The organism is Shewanella woodyi ATCC 51908 (genome assembly GCF_000019525.1).
Classification (GTDB): domain Bacteria; phylum Pseudomonadota; class Gammaproteobacteria; order Enterobacterales; family Shewanellaceae; genus Shewanella; species Shewanella woodyi.
The window spans coordinates 3,682,986-3,701,783 of record NC_010506.1; the positions used below are offsets into that span (position 1 = coordinate 3,682,986).

15 protein-coding genes are annotated in these 18,798 nt (G+C 44.2%); 5 read left to right on the forward strand and 10 right to left on the reverse strand.

Annotated features, from left to right (window positions below; genetic code table 11):
• Window positions 1-107: 107 nt before the first annotated feature.
• Window positions 108-1,658 (forward strand): glutamate synthase-related protein, encoded by a 1,551-nt coding sequence (locus SWOO_RS15510; RefSeq protein ID WP_012325614.1) that lies wholly within the window; start codon window positions 108-110, stop codon window positions 1,656-1,658.
• Between the two features lie 93 nt (window positions 1,659-1,751).
• On the opposite strand, the gene fabB is transcribed toward SWOO_RS15510, so the two are convergent.
• A complete protein-coding gene (fabB, locus tag SWOO_RS15515; RefSeq protein ID WP_012325615.1) occupies window positions 1,752-2,963 on the reverse strand; it encodes a beta-ketoacyl-ACP synthase I in 1,212 nt (403 codons plus the stop codon).
• Window positions 2,964-3,134: 171 nt separating this feature from the next.
• Here fabB and mnmC point away from each other — a divergent pair, with 171 nt between their 5' ends.
• Window positions 3,135-5,165, forward strand: a complete 2,031-nt coding sequence (gene mnmC, locus SWOO_RS15520) for an FAD-dependent 5-carboxymethylaminomethyl-2-thiouridine(34) oxidoreductase MnmC (protein ID WP_229377242.1) — start codon at window positions 3,135-3,137, stop codon at window positions 5,163-5,165.
• 28 nt (window positions 5,166-5,193) lie between these two features.
• Here the strand turns inward: mnmC and SWOO_RS15525 are convergent, their stop codons facing one another.
• A complete protein-coding gene (locus SWOO_RS15525) occupies window positions 5,194-6,456 on the reverse strand; it encodes a sensor histidine kinase (RefSeq protein ID WP_012325617.1) in 1,263 nt (420 codons plus the stop codon).
• A 34-nt stretch (window positions 6,457-6,490) separates the two neighbouring features.
• Window positions 6,491-7,159, reverse strand: a complete 669-nt coding sequence (locus SWOO_RS15530; protein ID WP_012325618.1) for a response regulator transcription factor — start codon at window positions 7,157-7,159, stop codon at window positions 6,491-6,493.
• 92 nt (window positions 7,160-7,251) lie between these two features.
• Between SWOO_RS15530 and SWOO_RS15535 the strand changes: the two genes are divergently transcribed.
• Window positions 7,252-8,565, forward strand: coding sequence for a DUF5666 domain-containing protein (locus SWOO_RS15535; protein WP_012325619.1), 1,314 nt, complete (start codon window positions 7,252-7,254; stop codon window positions 8,563-8,565).
• Between the two features lie 129 nt (window positions 8,566-8,694).
• Here SWOO_RS15535 and SWOO_RS15540 read toward each other — a convergent pair whose 3' ends face one another.
• The 6 genes from SWOO_RS15540 to prmB form a co-directional block, all read right to left on the reverse strand.
• On the reverse strand, window positions 8,695-9,228 hold the full coding sequence (locus SWOO_RS15540) for an RNA methyltransferase (protein ID WP_012325620.1): 534 nt from the start codon (window positions 9,226-9,228) through the stop codon (window positions 8,695-8,697).
• The gene (locus SWOO_RS15545; protein WP_012325621.1) at window positions 9,225-9,494 is read right to left on the reverse strand and encodes a YfcL family protein; all 270 of its coding nucleotides are present in this window, start codon (window positions 9,492-9,494) and stop codon (window positions 9,225-9,227) included. Before SWOO_RS15545 ends, SWOO_RS15540 begins: the two co-directional genes overlap by 4 nt.
• 81 nt (window positions 9,495-9,575) lie before the next feature.
• The gene (locus tag SWOO_RS15550; RefSeq protein WP_012325622.1) at window positions 9,576-10,700 is read right to left on the reverse strand and encodes an ATP-NAD kinase family protein; all 1,125 of its coding nucleotides are present in this window, start codon (window positions 10,698-10,700) and stop codon (window positions 9,576-9,578) included.
• 30 nt (window positions 10,701-10,730) lie between these two features.
• The gene (locus SWOO_RS15555; protein ID WP_012325623.1) at window positions 10,731-11,900 is read right to left on the reverse strand and encodes an MFS transporter; all 1,170 of its coding nucleotides are present in this window, start codon (window positions 11,898-11,900) and stop codon (window positions 10,731-10,733) included.
• A 129-nt stretch (window positions 11,901-12,029) separates the two neighbouring features.
• Window positions 12,030-13,124 (reverse strand): chorismate synthase, encoded by a 1,095-nt coding sequence (gene aroC, locus SWOO_RS15560; RefSeq protein ID WP_012325624.1) that lies wholly within the window; start codon window positions 13,122-13,124, stop codon window positions 12,030-12,032.
• Window positions 13,125-13,271: 147 nt separating this feature from the next.
• Complete coding sequence (gene prmB / locus SWOO_RS15565) at window positions 13,272-14,216, reverse strand: 50S ribosomal protein L3 N(5)-glutamine methyltransferase (RefSeq protein WP_012325625.1); 945 nt, start codon at window positions 14,214-14,216, stop codon at window positions 13,272-13,274.
• Between the two features lie 123 nt (window positions 14,217-14,339).
• Between prmB and smrB the strand changes: the two genes are divergently transcribed.
• On the forward strand, window positions 14,340-14,870 hold the full coding sequence (gene smrB, locus SWOO_RS15570; protein WP_041417700.1) for an endonuclease SmrB: 531 nt from the start codon (window positions 14,340-14,342) through the stop codon (window positions 14,868-14,870).
• Window positions 14,871-14,988: 118 nt separating this feature from the next.
• Here smrB and sixA read toward each other — a convergent pair whose 3' ends face one another.
• Window positions 14,989-15,459, reverse strand: coding sequence for a phosphohistidine phosphatase SixA (gene sixA, locus SWOO_RS15575; protein ID WP_041418203.1), 471 nt, complete (start codon window positions 15,457-15,459; stop codon window positions 14,989-14,991).
• 229 nt (window positions 15,460-15,688) lie between these two features.
• Here sixA and SWOO_RS15580 point away from each other — a divergent pair, with 229 nt between their 5' ends.
• Window positions 15,689-18,478, forward strand: a complete 2,790-nt coding sequence (locus SWOO_RS15580) for an insulinase family protein (RefSeq protein ID WP_012325628.1) — start codon at window positions 15,689-15,691, stop codon at window positions 18,476-18,478.
• The last annotated feature ends 320 nt before the right edge of the window (window positions 18,479-18,798 follow it).

Genomic DNA, 18,798 nt, shown 5'->3' on the forward strand with positions numbered 1-18,798 from the left:
CAACACACCTTACATAGCCAGATCTCACTCTGTAACAGTAAAGGTGCTAGACAATCGTACTGTTCACCCCCTCCCACTTACAAACCGAACGCAACGCTGGAGCAGGTATGAGCAAACCTATTATTGCAGATAATAAACCAAAGAAAGTCGAATTGAACAAGGGCGAGGAGTATTACTTTTGCGCCTGTGGAAAATCTCAAAGTCAGCCATTTTGTGACGGTTCCCATGCTGGCACCTCGTTTAAGCCTAAAGCATTTACCGCGGAGCAAGATGGCGAAGCCTTTTTATGTGCCTGTAAACACACGGCCAATGCTCCTTTTTGTGATGGCAGCCACAAACAGTTCACCGCGAGCCAAATCGGCAGTGAAGGACCGGGAATAACGAACGCAGCAGACAGCAATAGCTCTCCAGCAGCTAAAGCAACCATTGAAGAACCCACAGTTGAGTTTATTCATCAGTTAGCACGAGATGGTCTGTCAAAGCTTGGACATCACGGCCCTATGACCTCTATGGGTGTACCTAGACATTTACTTCCTCACTGGGATGATCTACAGATCATGACGGCCCAGATGGCCACTAAGCCTTTGCTCGAAGACCAAGCCGTTTCAACCGAACTGATTATCGGCCCTCAGGCACGTAAACCATTGAAGCTAAAGATCCCACTCTTCGTCTCAGACATGAGTTTTGGTGCACTCTCAGAAGAAGCCAAAACAGCCCTCTCCATAGGCGCAGAGCTTGCTGGAACAGGAATATGTTCAGGTGAAGGGGGAATGCTCCCTGAGGAGCAAGCTGCTAACTCACGCTATTTTTATGAATTAGCCAGTGCGCAATTTGGCTATAAAGAGGAGTTAATGCACTCCATTCAAGCCTTTCACTTTAAAGGGGGGCAAGGGGCAAAAACAGGCACCGGTGGTCACCTGCCAGGCGTCAAGAACAAGGGAAAAATCTCGCAAGTACGTGGAATACCTGAAGGACAATCAGCAATCTCGCCACCCACCTTTGCCAATTTAAGCTCAAGCAGCGACTTTAAGCGTTTCGCTGACCGTGTCCGTGAAGTGAGTGGTGGCGTTCCCATCGGCTTTAAGCTCAGTGCCAACCATATTGAGCGTGATATTCAGTTTGCCCTCGATGCCAGCGCAGATTACATCATCCTCGATGGCCGCGGTGGTGGAACGGGAGCTGCACCTGAGATGTTCCGCGATCATATCAGCGTCCCCACCATTCCCGCATTAGCTCGAGCTCGCCGATATTTAGATGAGCAAGGTGCAAGTGGGCGTGTAACCTTAATTGTCACTGGTGGATTACGTGTCCCAATGGACTTTGTCAAAGCAATGGCCCTTGGCGCGGATGGCGTTGCTATCTCTAACAGTGCAATGCAGTCAATTGGTTGTGTCGCTGCCCGCATGTGTAACACCAACAACTGCCCTGCTGGCATTGCGACTCAAAAAGCGGATCTGCGTCAACGTCTCAATGTAGAGAAGTCATCACAACAGTTGGCTAACTTCTTCAACGCTTCTGTGGAGTTGATGCAGGTGATGGCTCGCGCTTGCGGTCATCATAGCCTGAGTGACTTTAACAGGGACGATCTCGCTACATGGCACAGAGAGATGGCTCACCTAAGCGGTGTGCAATACGCAGGGCTAACGCCATTAAAGTAAAGGCTTTCACCATTTAACGAAAAAGGGAGCCTAAGCTCCCTTTTTATTACATTAGCGATGTAATACTAAAACCTTCATATAGAAAGCTAAAGCTTACTTGTATTTGCTCATGACTAAAGTAGCATTCGTACCACCGAAACCAAAACTGTTACTCATCACAGTGTTAAGTTCCATTTCACGGTACTCTGTCACCACTGGCATACCAGCAGCTTTCTCATCTAAGTTATCGATGTTGATGCTTGGTGCGATGAAGTTATTCTCCATCATGATCAAGCTGTAGATAGCCTCGTGAGCACCAGCGGCACCCAATGCATGACCAGTCAAAGACTTAGTTGATGCGATAGCAGGTAGATTCTCGCCGAAAGTTTCACGTAACGCTTCAAGCTCACGCATATCACCAACAGGCGTCGATGTACCGTGTGTATTGATATAATCAACCGGCGTATTCACATCGGCAAGTGCCATCTGCATACAACGCACTGCACCTTCACCTGATGGAGCCACCATGTCATAACCATCAGAAGATGCGCCATAACCGACGACTTCAGCATAAATTTTAGCGCCACGAGCTAACGCATGCTCTAACTCCTCAACTACGACAATACCGCCGCCACCAGAGATAACAAAACCATCACGGTCTGCATCATAGGTACGAGAAGCTTTTTCTGGTGTATCGTTATATTTAGTCGACAGTGCCCCCATGGCGTCAAAGCCCATGGTCAAAGTCCAGTCGACCTCTTCAGAGCCACCAGCAAAGACCATATCTTGCTTACCCATCTGAATAAGTTCAACCGCGTGGCCGATACAGTGTGCACTGGTTGCACAAGCAGAACTGATTGAGTAGTTCATGCCTTTGATTTTAAATGGTGTCGCCAGACACGCACTAGATGTACTCGACATAATACGAGGTACTATGTAAGGTCCAACGCGCTTCACGCCCTTCTCACGAAGCGTGTCTGCAGCTTGAACTTGGTTAGCAGAAGATGCACCACCGGTACCAGCGATGATCCCAACGCGAGGATCTGAATACTGCTCTTCAGTTAGCCCAGCATCTTCAATGGCTTCAGCCATCGCGATATACGCATAAGCAGCAGCATTACCCATAAAGCGAAGTGCTTTACGATCTATGTGCTCTTTAGGGTCTAATTTGATATCGCCCCAAACATGGCTGCGGAGTTTCATCTCTTCAAATTGATCTGAGTGAGTTATACCACTACGGCCAGCTTTTAGTGACTCAGTGACTTCTTGCTTGTTATTACCAATACTTGATACGACGCCAAGTCCGGTGATCACGACTCTTTTCATTATTTACTATCCATTTTGTACATTCTGTACATCTAGTACCAATTTGCTGGGGCTATAATATCGCTTTTGCCCTAATTAAGTGGTCAGCTTTCCATAAACATAGGTAAAATAATGCCTAATATGCGACGCAGAGTAAATTCATTGGCCCAAGAATGTGAGAAAAATACCCAAATGAACCAAGAAACAGCTAATTTCAGCGAATTTTACCGTTTATTGTCCAACATAGCTGTAGGAAAACAGAGCCTAACCTTTGGTCAATTGGGCCTTGGCTCTGTCGAGCAGCTTTTAGCCGTTCACTCTTGGCTATCATCCGCTCCCACTTCTGTGCGTATTAAACTTAAGGTATTCGAAGCCCAACTCGATACTCTGCCTCTATTTATCTCACAACTTAGCAGCTACACACCTCCTAGTTCGAAGCAAGGTTCATTTATTCAAACACTGACAGAGGCAGATCCTATCGAAATATTAGGCTGTCAAAGGTTAATATTTGATGATGGCCGATTTGTTATCGATCTCTACCTAAACTCCCCAATCGCCTCACTTAAGAGTATGCGGCTGCCAACTTGTGATGGTTCAGATGATGACAAAAGCCCCCTTTTCGACCTCTGGACCATCAGCCAAACTAACTCAAACAGAGTGGAAAGTGGTATGGAGCAAGAGATAAGTCAGGCTTTGTTATGGCAGGTGGCAAAGGTAAGCCAAGATAGTGCACCAGTTTATAACTTCAACCTTAAACAAGGTAAAGAGATTCGCCAACTGTGCCAAAAAACAGGTTTTTCACTTATCTCATACAGATCTCAAAATGAAGAGATGACACCAAAACTCACTTCGGACTTAAGTAGCTTAGATACTCAGATCTGTCTGCAGGAGCGAAAAGCCCTTAGGCATGCACAAGCTCAAGATTCACTCTATACACCAGTGGGTCAAGCAAGCAGTGAAACAGATTCAGAGTCGGATACTTTTGCCATTATTGGAGGCGGCGTAGCCAGCGCGCACCTAGCCCTCTCTTTAGCACAGCGCAATAAAACCGTGCGCCTTTTTTGCAACGACTCATCACTGGCTCAACAAGCTTCAGGGAACAAACAGGGCGCGGTTTATCCTCTACTCACCCCAGATAATGGCCACTTAAGCCATTATTATCAGCAAGGTTACCTCTTCAGTCGTCGAAGACTGCAATCATTAATTAAGGATGGGTTTAAGGTGGGCTACGATTTTTGCGGCGTACTGCAAACTGGTTTTGATCAACGTAGCAGCGCACGGTTGGAAAAGATAATCACGGCGCAGCCCTGGAATAAGCAGATAGCCCATGGCGTTGATCGTCATGAGTCGAGTAACCTCGCAGGCATAGATATCGATAAGGCGGGCATATTTTATCCTCTTGGTGGCTGGATATGCCCCCATGAGTTTACTCAAGCAGCTTTTGATAAAGCGTCTCAGCTTAGTGATGTGAGTGCCCATTTTAATACCGATATTAAGCGGATCGAGCAAAGAGAGGGAAAGTGGTACCTGCATAAAACCACTGTGAATACAGGAGGTGAGCAGACATTTGGTCCATTTAACACCTTAATTCTCGCCAACGGTCAGGGGCTGAATCAATTTAATCAAAGCAAACAACTGGCCGCTACAGGCTTCAGAGGTCAAGTGAGCCATATTCCTGCTCGAAATGAACTACTGAAACTGAATACAGTGCTCTGCTCCCATGGTTACCTTACTCCTCAAAATGACGGCGTTCACTGCACAGGCGCTAGCTATATAAAAAACCCTGAACACCTCGACTACAGCCCAAGCGAACAGGCCGAGAACCTTGAGAAAGTGAAGCAAAGTTACCTAGGAAAAGCCTGGACTGAAGATGTTGATATTAGCGATCATAGCGCCAGAGTCGGCGTAAGAATGGTGACCCGAGATCATGCACCTATGATGGGATGCGCCCCAGATTTTGATGTCATATCGTTAAACTACCAAAACCACCAGCATACTAAAGAGAGCATCAAATATTGGAGAGAAACACCTGCACCAATCCATCAAGGCCTATTTATTTTAGGTGGACTTGGCTCTCGTGGGATAACCTCTGGTCCCCTTGCGGCAGAAGCGTTAGCAGCGCAGCTTTGCGGTGAGATAATCCCACTCGATAACGCGACACTGGAACTGCTTAACCCTAATCGGATGTGGATGCGTAAACTCATCAAGGGCAAAGCCCTTTAACTCCTTCTATGTAAACTCGTTTTATCGATTAAAACGAGTTTACATTTTCTGTTGATGAAAAGTTTACGACTGCAATATACTTCTCTGGGGTATTTTCATGTTCAAATTGCCAAACCATCCGCTCGCAAATTCGCTCAACAATCACTAAGCCGCAGCCATAGCCTTCGTTATACAGATCATGACCATCGTGGCGATTACATATTCTAAGCTCAGTCCCCGTTAGCTCAATATCGATATCACCGACACTGTAACTAAAAGCATTCTTAATCAAATTATTAATGATCACGGCGATAAAGCTCTCAGGCGCATGGGCCTTGCTAGGCTCACTGACCCTGAGTTTATATCCGGCATCATTCTTAGCAAACAGCAGTGCCAGCTCATCTATCTGCTTAGTCAATATCAGCTCCAGCGAATGAGTCGCCATATACCTTGGCTCAATGGCAGCCCTCCCTAAGAGCAAAAATGTCTCGGTGAGTAACTCCATCTCATCACTGGCGCGCTCTAAACGTGCAATAGCCTTAGTAGCCACATGGGGAAGCTCAGGGACTTTTTGCAGTAACTCAGTCGAGCCTTTGATCACCATAATTGGCGTTCTTAACTCATGGGAAGCAAAACGGCTAAACTCCTTCTCACGCTTGAAAAAGTTACTGATATTAATCTTACTTTCGAGCAGCGTACTCTCAATCTCTCGGGTTTCACGAAACTTAGTTTCAACACTGAATAACGCATTACCTGGTGGCATTTGACTGACTTTTTCCTGAATTTTAGCGAGTGGCTTCGACAAGGTTCTGACAAAATAGAGGCCATAGAGCAACATAGCTAAGGTTAAAAAACCTCCTAAAAATAGCGTAAGAAAATGAAGGTCGGCCTCATAGTTATCCAAGTAATCATCGGCATCATCTTGAAAGACGATATACATTAAGCCTCTTCCTGATGGATGTTTACTCACAATAAAATGTTTATCTTCAGTGCCAATTAAGTGCTCAAAAAAACCTAACTGAGTATATTGAGTCAGCCAAACTGGTAACTCCTCTTCACTCCAATAGGTGGAAAATTCCGATGGATTGGGTAGCGGCGTAGCAAAACCCAACCTATCAAAATCTCTTGTATATTGACTGGCCTCGGTATCGAGCCAATGATGAAGACTCAAAACTTCAAGCCTGTCTTCAGCAAAGTAGATAAGTGACCAAAACAGACTAAAAATAAGCAAGGTCATCAAACCAAAACTCCAGCGAATTTTCCAATAAAAACTGGGGTAATGACTGTGGTCAGCTACTGTGATCTTATCCATCTTTCTCTCACTATTGATGCCGCTCTATAAAGATTTACGCTTTAATCCTGTAACCTTTTCCATGCAAGGTTTCCAAACACGACTCGCTAAAGCCTTTATCCAGCGCAGTTCTTAATCCATAAACATGACTTCTAAGCGAATCACTATCGGGTGACTCGTCTCCCCACAGTGCTTGTATTATCTCTTTTCTACTGACTATCCCAGGGGCATTTTTAACGAGTAGCTTTAAGATCTTAAGTTGCGTGCGGCTGAGTTTAACTGGCAAACCATCTCTGCTGACTTTATCGGTGCTGATATCAATCACAATATCGGCATAACTAAGCTGACCAACATCACGTCTAGGCCCGCGATTATTCAATGCCTGAAGTCGCAAACTCAGCTCCTGCATAGCAAAGGGCTTCAACAGATAATCATCTCCACCCGCTTTAAATGCGGCAACTTTATCTTCTAGGTGATCTTTAGCGGTAAGAAATAGAATTGGCGTTGGACAAAACAGCTCCTGACGCAGCTTTTTGACTGTCGAGATACCATCGAGCTTTGGCATCATAATATCCATGATAATCACATCATAATGGTTATCACTAATAAGTTTGATCGCACTCTCTCCATGATAAGCGCAATCTATAGCGACACCTTCAAGCTCTAAATAATCGGCAATCGTTTCAGAGACGTTATGGTTATCTTCAACAATTAAAACTTTCATGAAATTCACGTTTTCCTTCACGATCTCTTCACACCTATCTCGATATTATGCTCAGCATATCCTCAACCTCAATTAATTAAGGTATGACAAGCATGAAATCTGCAAATGCAAAAAATCTATTATTGGCGAGCATTCTCGCGACATTCGTTGTCGGTTGTGGCGGCGGTAGCAGTGATAGCGGTAGTACAACACCTGAGATCCCTGTAGCGCCAACAACACCAGCAAAAATTTTTGGATCGGTTGAAGCAGTTTCTACCACCAACCAAACAATCACAGTCAATGGCTACACACTGCAAACCGCAGGCACACCGATTAACTATGAAGACAACATTCTTGAACTTGCAGATCTAACTCCTGGCGTTCAAGTTGAAGTGGAAACTTTAAAAGGTAAAGCAATCGATATCGAACTAAATCCAGCTATTGCTGGTGTTGTGTCTGAAGTTCAGGGGAATAAGTTAGTGGTTAACGGTACCACCTTTACATTCTCAGCACTTAACAGCGATATCCAAGTGGGTAGCTGGGTGATGATCTCAGCCCTGCAGCAAAACGATGGTACTTGGTCTGTATCTTCAGTCAACCAAGCTCCTGTACTCACTCATGCTGAAATAGAAGGTCGTATTTCACTGCTTGATACAACAGCGAGCAAGTTTAACATCGGTTCAATGCAAGTTGAATACAGTAATGCCACTATTGAATATGGTGACATACTGAAAAATGGCCAGTGGGTTGAGGTTGATGGCAATTTTGAGAACAGTCACTTCGTTGCAGCTAAGATAGATGTTGAAAATGATACTGATTATGACGGTGTTGAGATTGAAGGCACTATCACTTGGGTCAACTCAGAACTAAGCTATTTTGAGATAGACAACCGTACCAAGATACAGGTTACCGCCAACACAAAATTTGAAGATGGTGTTAAAACTGATCTGAAAAGTGGTAACCAAGTTGATGTTGATATGGCCAATAGCAGCTCAGGTTTAGTGGCAACCAACATTGATTTTGAAAACCAGCAACCTGAAATCCCAGTAACTCAAGCAAGAGAGTTTTCAAATCAAGGCTTTGCAACATTAAACAGTGGTATTGTAACCATCAATGGCACCGAGTTTGTTATCGATGCAGCAACTCACTTCGATGATGGTCTTACCGAAGCGATGTTAAACAATATTTGGATTGAAGTGGAAGGCATTGAGGTAAAAGCCACTGCACTAACGCCTGCTCACTGGTTAATCAAAGAGATTGAACGTGAGACTAAAGAGACTGAAATCAGTTTAGAGGGCCCTGTTAGCAACAACAGTTTATGGAACTACACCTCATCGGATAACTCGCTAGCTCAGTTTGACGGTAAATGGGTTGAAGTTGAATGTATGCTAAATGGTGATGATCTATTAAATTGTCGCTTAGATTAATACCAATTGATAGAGAAGCTTACGCCAGATAAAAAGAAACCCAGCAGTTGCTGGGTTTCTTTTTATTGTCTGTTAACAATCGAGTGCTCAAGACTTTAAACCAAGAGCTCAAGGCTGTAAATCAAGAGCTCAGGACTTAACCTTAACTCTGTTATTTGTATCTCGGCTACGTTTAATCAGTTCATCATTGGCATCTAAACAGCCTAATTTAGCAAGCCTGTCATAGAGAAGAACATTGACCGATGCCGCCAAGTTCATACAGCCAACAGTGGGAACATAAACCACAGCGTCTGCCTTATCGATTATCTCTTGACCTATGGTGCCATCTTCTGGGCCAAACACATATAGGGCTTTGTCGGGATGAACAAACTCAGGTAGTGAAATCGCACCAACCACAAGATCAACACAAACAAGCTTCACATCATCCACTTTCGCTGCAAGTAAGCTCTCCACGGCTTGAAGCGGAATATGCTGCCCTGCTCTTTTGGTATCTGTGTTGTATTGGGCATTACCATTTCTAGCTGCCAACTCATATCGTTTACCGGTATAGAGTACGGCATCAGCCTGATAACACCCAGCAGCGCGCATAATACCACCAACATTCGTTGGACTCTTAGGATTAACAAGCCCTATTTGCGCTAGATATTTACTGTCCGCACTCACGCCGCTAATCTGTCGCTAAGCTGCTTCCATGCAGAGTCTACTAACGCATAATCTGTATCGCCTAGCTCTTGCTTAGCCAGCTCCATACACACATCCATCTTCTGGCTTAACGCTGATAGGTCTTGCTCTGTTTCAATTTCAAGTTGTGAAATCGCCACAGCGAAATGTCCCTGCAGATAGCCACTGGCAAACAGGGCATCTTCATTACCTTGAGCGACAATATCTTCAATCCACTCATACAAGGTTGTTTCATACTGCTCTAACATTAATCACTCCGCTTTCTCTTTATTCACAACAGATGCAGTCATAGCAAGCTACAACATATTCTTCATATTACAGTTTGATCGCTATAACAGATCAGGATTTGCCACCTGATACATCACATGATCATGAAAGCCCGTAATGACTCGATAATAGCCACACAGTGCTCTGTCTAATTCTGGGTCGCCACTATCCACAATTAATGGGCGCCCTTCAAGTGCTTTTAGCTTAGTTTTGGTCGCTAGGATAATAATATTCTCCTTTGTGACCCTTTTTATCAGCTCGCTGGAGAGTTGTTGGTTGCCCCGCCCTAATATATGGCCTTGACCGCCAATTAAGGTGATCACCAATTTTACAGGCTGATCTAAGGTTTGTTCAAGCAGCTGTGCAGCGCTGAGATCAGATGCCACTAACTCTCTGTCTCGTACCAAGTCGACACCAAGTAGGGTGTTGTCCAGTTGAAGTTCATCCATAACAGCCGCAACAGTGGTACCTGAGCCCATGATATACAGCTCATCTTCCATGGTATCGAGCACTTCAGCGGCAATATCGAGTAGCACCAGCTCATCCACTTCGACCCCGCCCATTTTCACCGACTGAATATACCTCGGCTCAGCAGGCACAAGCATCTCACCAAAACGGCGTGCTTTAACTATCCCCTGTCTAAATGCGGTTTCATCGATATCCATCACATCAGCATTCATCAGGCTGACAAGCTCACCATCAAGCAGCATCTTCACCACAGTTCCCGATGCGTGCGGAGTGATCCCATATACTCCCGAGTGGATCTTTACCCCTGCGGGTACGCCAAGGACAGGCAAATCATCACCAGCGACTTCATAGATATCACGCGCAGTTCCATCTCCACCAGCAAACAGAAGTAGATCCAGCGTCTCCTCCAAGAGCACCTTTACCACAGCTTGAGTATCAGTGGCTTCCGTCTCTTCACCAACCCTATGAACTACCCTGACACCAAACCCCATCTCTTTGGCTAAACTCTCGCCCATAGAGCCTGACGCCGTAATGATCTCAATCCGATCTCGATAGGGTAAAATAACCTCTAGCGCTTGTTGCATTCGCAGATGAGATTTAGGTTTTGCTCCTCGAGCAAGTGCTTCATCAGCCACACCATCGCTGCCTTTTAATGCAACGCTTCCCCCTAAACCTGCCAAGGGGTTGATGATCAAACCTAAACGAAATCGAATTGTCATTGAGTATCCTTGTTCAACTAAAAATAAAGCCTACACTTCACCAGTACGTTTATCGGAGCCTGGGATAAAAAAGATGGCTAACATGGCGATAAATGCACAAACTGATGCAACCACCCAAGCCAGTGATGCACCTGACCCATCACCCCATATCATGCCACAAAGCCAAGTTCCTAGCGCGCCACCAACCCCAAAGCTCAAACTTGCATATAACGCTTGGCCTTTACTACGATGGCTAATGTCAAAGTGTCGATGCACAAACTGAATAGACGCCGCATGCACCAAGCCAAAGGTAAAGGCATGCAGCAATTGACTCACACCTAACAAAAGGTAACTTTCGACAAAAAAAGCCATAAGTAGCCAGCGAACAGCGGTAAAACCTAAACTCACGATTAAGAGTCGATTAACGCCATAACGACCTAATAGACGGGGCGCCAACATAAACATTAAGATCTCAGCAAGAACCCCAAAAGCCACATAGATCCCAGCAACGGCTTCGCTGTAACCAGATTGTTTAAGATACAGAACAAAAAAACCATAAAATGGGCCAGCACTCATCTGCAATAATGTTGCTGAAAGCAGAAACCAAAATAGCGCTTTATCTAGCACTAACTTAGGGGTTTCAGCTCGCTTTTTAGTTACCACTTTATCCGATGGTAGCGGTAACGCACTTAAGAGCAAGCCAATAAACAACGCCATGCCCACATAAGGTAAAACTTCAGTGCCCCAGGCGCTGATAGCAAAACCAACCCCCACTACAAAAACCAGATACCCTAAACTACCAAAACTACGTATGGCACCATAACGAGAGGTGTTTTCTCCAAGCGTCTCTAAGGTTATCACCTCTAACTGAGCTAAGATGGCATTCCAGAAAAAAGTATAGATAGTCAAACTTATCGCCAGATAGGTGAAGCTACCGTTATAGAAGAAAGTGAGGTAACTCACCGCAGCAGCTGCGGCCCCCCACTTTACCAACTGAGCCCGCATACCCGTTTTATCCGCCACCATGGCCCAGATGTTAGGTGCAACAATGCGCGTCGCCATCAAAATAGCCAACAGAAAACCTATCTCTTGGGGGTTAAATCCACGGTTTTCAAAAAAGACGCCAAGGTATGGCACCATCACGCCTAAAATGGCAAAAAAGAAAAAATAACAGGCGCTTATCCAACGCAACTGTGTGCTAACCTGAGCGGTTTGATTCATTGGGCTATATCTAAGAAAAAGAGTCGCGCTATTTTAGCCTCATGGCGTTGAAACTGTAAGTGATGTTTAAAAAATAATTCGTGAAAAAAGACAGTAAAAAAGGCGCCTAAAGCGCCTTTTCTCAATCAACTAACGCATACCAATAGTCGGAGTTTGACTATTCACATCCATATTTTGAGCTCTGTGTCTCAACAGATGGTCCATTAGCACAATTGCCAACATGGCTTCAGCGATAGGTACTGCGCGGATCCCCACACAAGGATCATGACGACCTTTAGTGACAACCTCAGCAATCTCCCCTTGGGCAGTGATGCTTTCACCTGGGATGCTGATGCTGGATGTGGGCTTCATGGCAATATGAGCCACAATAGGCTGACCGGAAGAGATCCCGCCTAAAATACCGCCGGCATGGTTAGAAGCAAACCCCTCTGGAGACATCAAGTCTCTGTGTTCAGACCCTTTTTGAGTAACAACCTCAAAACCATCGCCAATCTCGACCCCTTTTACGGCATTAATACCCATTAGGGCATGGGCGATGTCTGCATCTAGCCTATCGAACACAGGCTCTCCCAACCCTACAGGCACACCAGTGGCAACCACGCTGACTTTAGCACCAACAGAATCACCGCTCTTCTTGAGATCTCTCATATACTCGTCGAGTTCATCAAGTTTTGATGGATCAGGGAAGAAAAAAGCATTCTGTTCAATCTGAGAAAAATCTAAGGCCTCAGCCTTAATCGGACCAAGTTGTGAAAGGAAACCATTTATCTCTATACCGTGAACTTGCTTAAGGTACTTTTTAGCCACAGCGCCAGCTGCAACACGCATGGCAGTTTCACGTGCAGATGAGCGGCCACCACCACGGTAATCTCTTAATCCATATTTTTGCTGGTAAGTATAATCCGCATGCCCTGGACGGAATAGATCTTTAATGTTTGAGTAGTCTTTACTGCGCTGATCCGTATTTTCAATCATTAAACCGATTGATGTGCCCGTCGTTTTACCTTCAAAGATCCCGGATAACACACGAACTTCGTCAGGCTCTCGCCTTGCAGTGGTGTAACGTGAAGTACCTGGACGTCGACGATCTAGGTCGTGCTGCATATCTGCTTCATTGAGTTCTAGCCCAGGAGGACACCCATCAATAATACAGCCTAAAGCGACACCATGGCTTTCACCAAATGTTGTCACCACGAAATTTTGACCAATACTGTTTCCCGACATCCTATTTCTACACCTTTTACTGTTATTGACATACTCAAAAAAAATACACCACCTGAGATTAGCCCATATGCGCTTTGAGTAACAGAATTAAAAAAGGCTAACTTATTCGTTAGCCTTTTTTATCACCAGTGAACTCAATGACCTCTATTATTCGCTGTCTTTATAGATAGCAAACACAGAGCCATGTTCAAGGAGTTGATCTCGAGTTAACACAAACACACCGTCACCGCCATGTTCGAAGCTTACCCAAGTAAACGGAACATCTGGGAACTGCTCGGCAAGGTGCACCATAGAGTTACCCACCTCTACCACAAGCAAGCCGTCTTCGGTCAGGTAATCGGCTGCATTCGCCAAAATACGCTTAGTTAAATCTAGCCCATCACGGCCTGACGCCAAGCCAATCTCTGGCTCATGATGATACTCTTCAGGCATATCATCAATATCTTCAGCATCGACATAAGGAGGATTAGATACGATAAGATCGTAATGAGGTCCTTTAGGGATGGCAGAGAAAAGGTTCGACTCAATAGGGAAAACCCGATCCATCACGCCTAAGGTTTCAATATTTATCTGTGCAACCTCAAGTGCATCTTCGCTGATATCTAAAGCATCAACTTCCGCTTCATCGAACTCATAAGCACAAGCAATCGCAATACATGCACTGCCAGTACACAGATCTAACACCCGGTTGACTGGTTTATTGTAAAGCCAAGGGCTAAATCGATTTGCAATCATCTCTGCAATTGGCGAGCGAGGTACAAGTACACGCTCATCAACATAAAACTGCAGGCCGGCAAACATCGCTTTGTTAGTAAGATATGGGACTGGTAGACGCTCTCTTACCCTTCTAAGGATAAGCTCAACAATTTTGTGCTTCTCACTACTGGTTAGGTTTGAGTGTATCACTTGCTGACCAATCTCTTCAGGTAGGTGCAGCGCATGAAAGACTAATGCAATCGCTTCATCCCACGCGTTATCAGTGCCGTGACCATAATATATATTTGCATCGTTAAAACGACTGACGCTCCAACGTAACATATCGCCAATGGTGCGCAGCTCTGTCACAGCTTCATCTACAAAAATCTTATCCAAAACTTACTCCAGCATAATAATTCTGCTCCATTGTAACTGAACTCTATTCATATGGCATCGGATTCAATAAAATAGAGGGACAAATAGAAAACTAATGCGCATGAATTTAAAGAACACAGTGATATGAATATGAAAAAAGATACCGAAGATGCAGATCTGTTTTCTACCTTAACGGAAGGGATCAAACCTTTTAAGCAGAATAAACGTCACTTCACTGCACCACAAAAAGACAAGAAGCAGCTTGAAGAGAAAGAGCAGCAGCTTCATGCCGACAGTTATTTTTCAGATACGTATCAGCCACACCTCCCCAGTGAAGGTGCCATGCGTTGGAATCGTGATGATATAGACAGTTTCGAGGTTAAGCGTCTTAGGCGAGGAGATTATCAGCCAGATCTATTACTGGATCTACATGGAATGCGACAATCGGAAGCCAAACTCGAACTGGCAGCCCTAATCCAAGCCTGTATAAAGCAACAGATACATTGCTGTTGTGTGATGCATGGACACGGTACGGGAATTTTAAAACAGAATATTCCCATGTGGCTAGCTCAGCACCCCCATGTAATGGCTTTTCATAAGGCCCCCAAAGAGTGGGGAGGCGATGCAGCTTTACTGGTGTTAATTGATATTGGCGATCAGCCCTACAGAAGGTAATAAGCGTAAGTTTCGAGCTAAAGGCAAAACAGCGAGCCACAAGACAAACACAGGACAAAGAGATCTCGAAAGTTTTCTGCCATAACTAACAGGTCTCTTGCCCCGCTTGTCGCTCAGATTAGCTTATGGAGTGGGGGGTATGCTGCCAGATTAAGCTGCACTGCTCCCCATGCTTATCAATAAGCGCCAGTCCGGAAGTGGCAAACAGTGGGGGCTCAACGCCTCGCACGAGTTCACTCACCATGTAACCTAATAGCGGCATATGGGCAATGACTAACACATTATCCGCTTTATACTGTTCAGCATAAGCTAAGGTCAGGTCTGCCGCAGTACTTGGATCTGACGACGGTGTTAGATCATCTAACACCAACCACTTCCTTGGCTCTGGAAAATGTTTACTCACCTCTTGCCAACTTTGCTGGGCACGCAGATAAGGACTCACCAGCACAAGATCAAACTCAGTCACGGACTTAGCCAACCAGTTACTCATCTCACAGGTGTGATAACGACCAGTGTCTGTTAAAGTTCGCTCTCTGTCTGAATGGGCAAGATAGCTTGCTTCACCATGACGCATTAAAAATAGCTGCATACCACTCTCGCTACTCATTATTATTATCTTTATATTGCACATTGTAGCCCTAAATCTCGTTGGGAAAAACCTAAACTAAGTTATTAATTAGTCGAATAGACCATGAGATATTTGCCAAACACATCGAAGGAGCCCAATATGTATTACCTGTGCTGGAGAATGTGTTTGGCTATGGGAACATTTTATACCTTGGCAGTAACAAAAAGCGCCTGAACATGGAGTTTGCTAGTTGAGTGAATCTTTACAAATAATCAAAAGCCCCAATGATCATCGTCACTATCAATACCTTGCATTAGACAATAACTTGTCGGTATTACTGGTCGAAGATAAATTGGCTAACCAAGCTGCCGCCTCTATGGCTGTCAATGTCGGCCATTTTGACGATCCTGTTTCGCGTCCAGGTATGGCGCACTTTTTAGAGCATATGCTTTTTTTAGGTACAGAAAAGTTTCCAGACTCAGGCGAGTACCACGCCTTTATTAATCAGCACGGTGGCAGTAATAACGCGTGGACAGGAACAGAGCAAACTAATTTTTTCTTCAGTATCGATGCCGATGTATTCGAAGAATCATTGGATAGATTCAGCCAATTTTTTATTGCGCCGCTCTTCAACCAAGATCTGGTCGACAGGGAGCGACATGCCATCGAGTCTGAATTTAGTCTTAAGCTAAAAGATGATATTCGCAGAACATACCAAGTCCAGAAGGAAACAGTCAATCCGAGTCACCCTTTCTCAAAGTTTTCAGTTGGAAATCTAGAAACTTTAAGCGGTGAGCAGTCTATATTAAGAGAGGAGTTGCTCGAGTTTTACCACAATCACTATAGCGCTAACTTGATGACCCTCTGTTTAGTCGCGCCTCTTCCTCTTCAAGAACTTGAAGTGCTGGCCAAACATTATTTTAGCGAGATTAACGATCATCAATTAACCAAGCAATACCCAAATGTACCTATTTACCAAGCAGAGCAGCTGCAAACGCGCATTAATATTATCCCAGTAAAAGATCAAAAAAGGGTTGCTATCACCTTCTCTCTTCCTGAGATAGATCCTTACTATAAACATAAGCCTCTCACCTTTATCAGCCACCTTTTAGGTTATGAAGGCCGCGGGAGCCTGCTCTCCTACCTTAAAGATCATGGCTATGCGGTAAACTTGTCCGCTGGCGGTGGCGTCAATGGATATAACTTCAAAGATTACAACATCAGTATTCAATTAACAGAGAAAGGCGTTATCGAACTCGACACCGTTGTTGAGTGTGCCTTTGAATATATTGAACTGATAAAAACTCAAGGGATACAAGACTGGCGATACCAAGAGAGAGCTAACCTTCTCAAATTGGCATTTAAATATCAGGAGCAGATTAAGCCACTGGATTTGGCCAGCCACCTTAGTATAAATATGCACCATTATGATGTTGAAGATCTGGTATTTGGTGACTATAAGATGGAGGGCCTCAATGTCACTGAAACCCTGATTTTGCTTAACATGATGACACCATCCAATATGCGAATTCAGATAATATCGTCTGAAATGGAGAGCAACAAACAAGCAGCTTGGTACCATACACCCTATCAGATACAGCCCTTAGAAAAAGAGCAGCTCGAACGTTGGAGTCAGGTAAACATTCGCCCAGAGTTTGTTCTTCCTAAGCAAAACCCCTTTATCATCTCAGACTCAGTCGCAAGGGAAGAGAAAAGTCAAAACAAGGTGCCAGTCATTGTTTCTCAAGAAAATGGTTACCGAATTTGGCATAGAAAGGATGATGAGTTTAACGTGCCAAAAGGCCATATGTACCTCTCTATGGACTCGATTAAGGCCGCTTCATCCCCGAGAAACGCTGCGCTCACTCGGTTATACGTTGAGATGCTACTCGATTACCTGACTGAATATACTTATCAAGCTGAGGTGGCTGGCCTTAGTTATAATATTTACCCTCATCAAGGTGGTATCACACTGCACCTCACCGGCTTTACCGGTAAACAAGAGGAGTTATTGGCTCTGCTTATTGAAAAAGCCAGAGAACGTAATTTTACTCAAGATAGGTTTAAGCTAATTAAACGCCAAATTTTAAGGACTTGGTACAATCAAACCCGCGCTAAACCTATCTCGCAAATATTTACCAGTTTGACAGTATCATTACAAAAACGAAGCTATGAGCCCTCTCGAATGGCAGAGGAGCTTGAAAACATCAGCTTAGATGATCTCCATAACCATGTTAGAAGTTTTTATGAAAAAATTCATCTTGAAGGTTTAGTTTATGGCGACTGGCTAGTCAGTGAAGTACAGACCTTAGGGAAACGACTGGAGCATATCTTATCTCTCGTTTCCTCTCCAAGCAGAGAGTCAGAGAGAGAGTTAGTAAACTTATCAGGTTACGGCACCTTAATGCGTGAGTTAATGGTCACACATCAGGACAGCAGTATCATAGTCTACTACCAAGCTGATGAATCTACTCCTGAAATGATGGCCTTGTTCAGTTTATTAAACCACACTATGTCATCGACATTTTTTCATGAGCTAAGAACCAAAAAACAGCTTGGCTATATGGTAGGAACTGGTTACCTACCTTTAAACCGATATCCTGGCATGATCTTCTATATTCAATCCCCCACATCTGGTCCACTTCAGCTACTAGAAGCCATTGACGAATTTATTGCTGATTTTAACTACGCAATCTTGCAGATAACAAATGAGCAGTGGGAGTTAACAAAACAGGGACTAATTAATCAAGTCATGGAGCATGATCCTAACTTGAAAACACGAGGACAGAGGTATTGGTCCAGTATTGGAAATAAAGATTATGACTTTAATCAAAGAGAACTGGTTGTTGCTGAAATAGAGAAGCTGACTCGTTCAGATCTGATTAAGTTTATGATGAAAAAGATGCGTAGTAAGCATAGCGATAGATTAGTTCTATTTACAACGGGGGAAAATCATCATCAACTTGAACGTCTAACATCTGACAATATGATAACTGACCTTCGCAGTTTTAAAGAAAAAGCAGCAAAGTTTAACTACTAACACCTTGTTTATCCAAAACAGGGCTCTCTTCGCGCCTAAGATAAAAGCGGTTAACTAGAGACTTTCGGTTAACCGTTTCCCTTTACAGAATAACACCTTGTAAACAAAAAAATCCCATCCAATCGATAAAAATGCATTTGCTGTACAATTATTCAGCTCTCGCTCAGTTAATATATCATTATCGAACTTGCTCACATATCAGAAGGATCCACCTAGGAAACACTAAAAAAGCCAACATTCATGCGGTTTTGTGAGGCAAAACAGTACACAGCCCATTCTAAAAATGAAAATAGTAATAATTATCACCACTAAAACCCTGT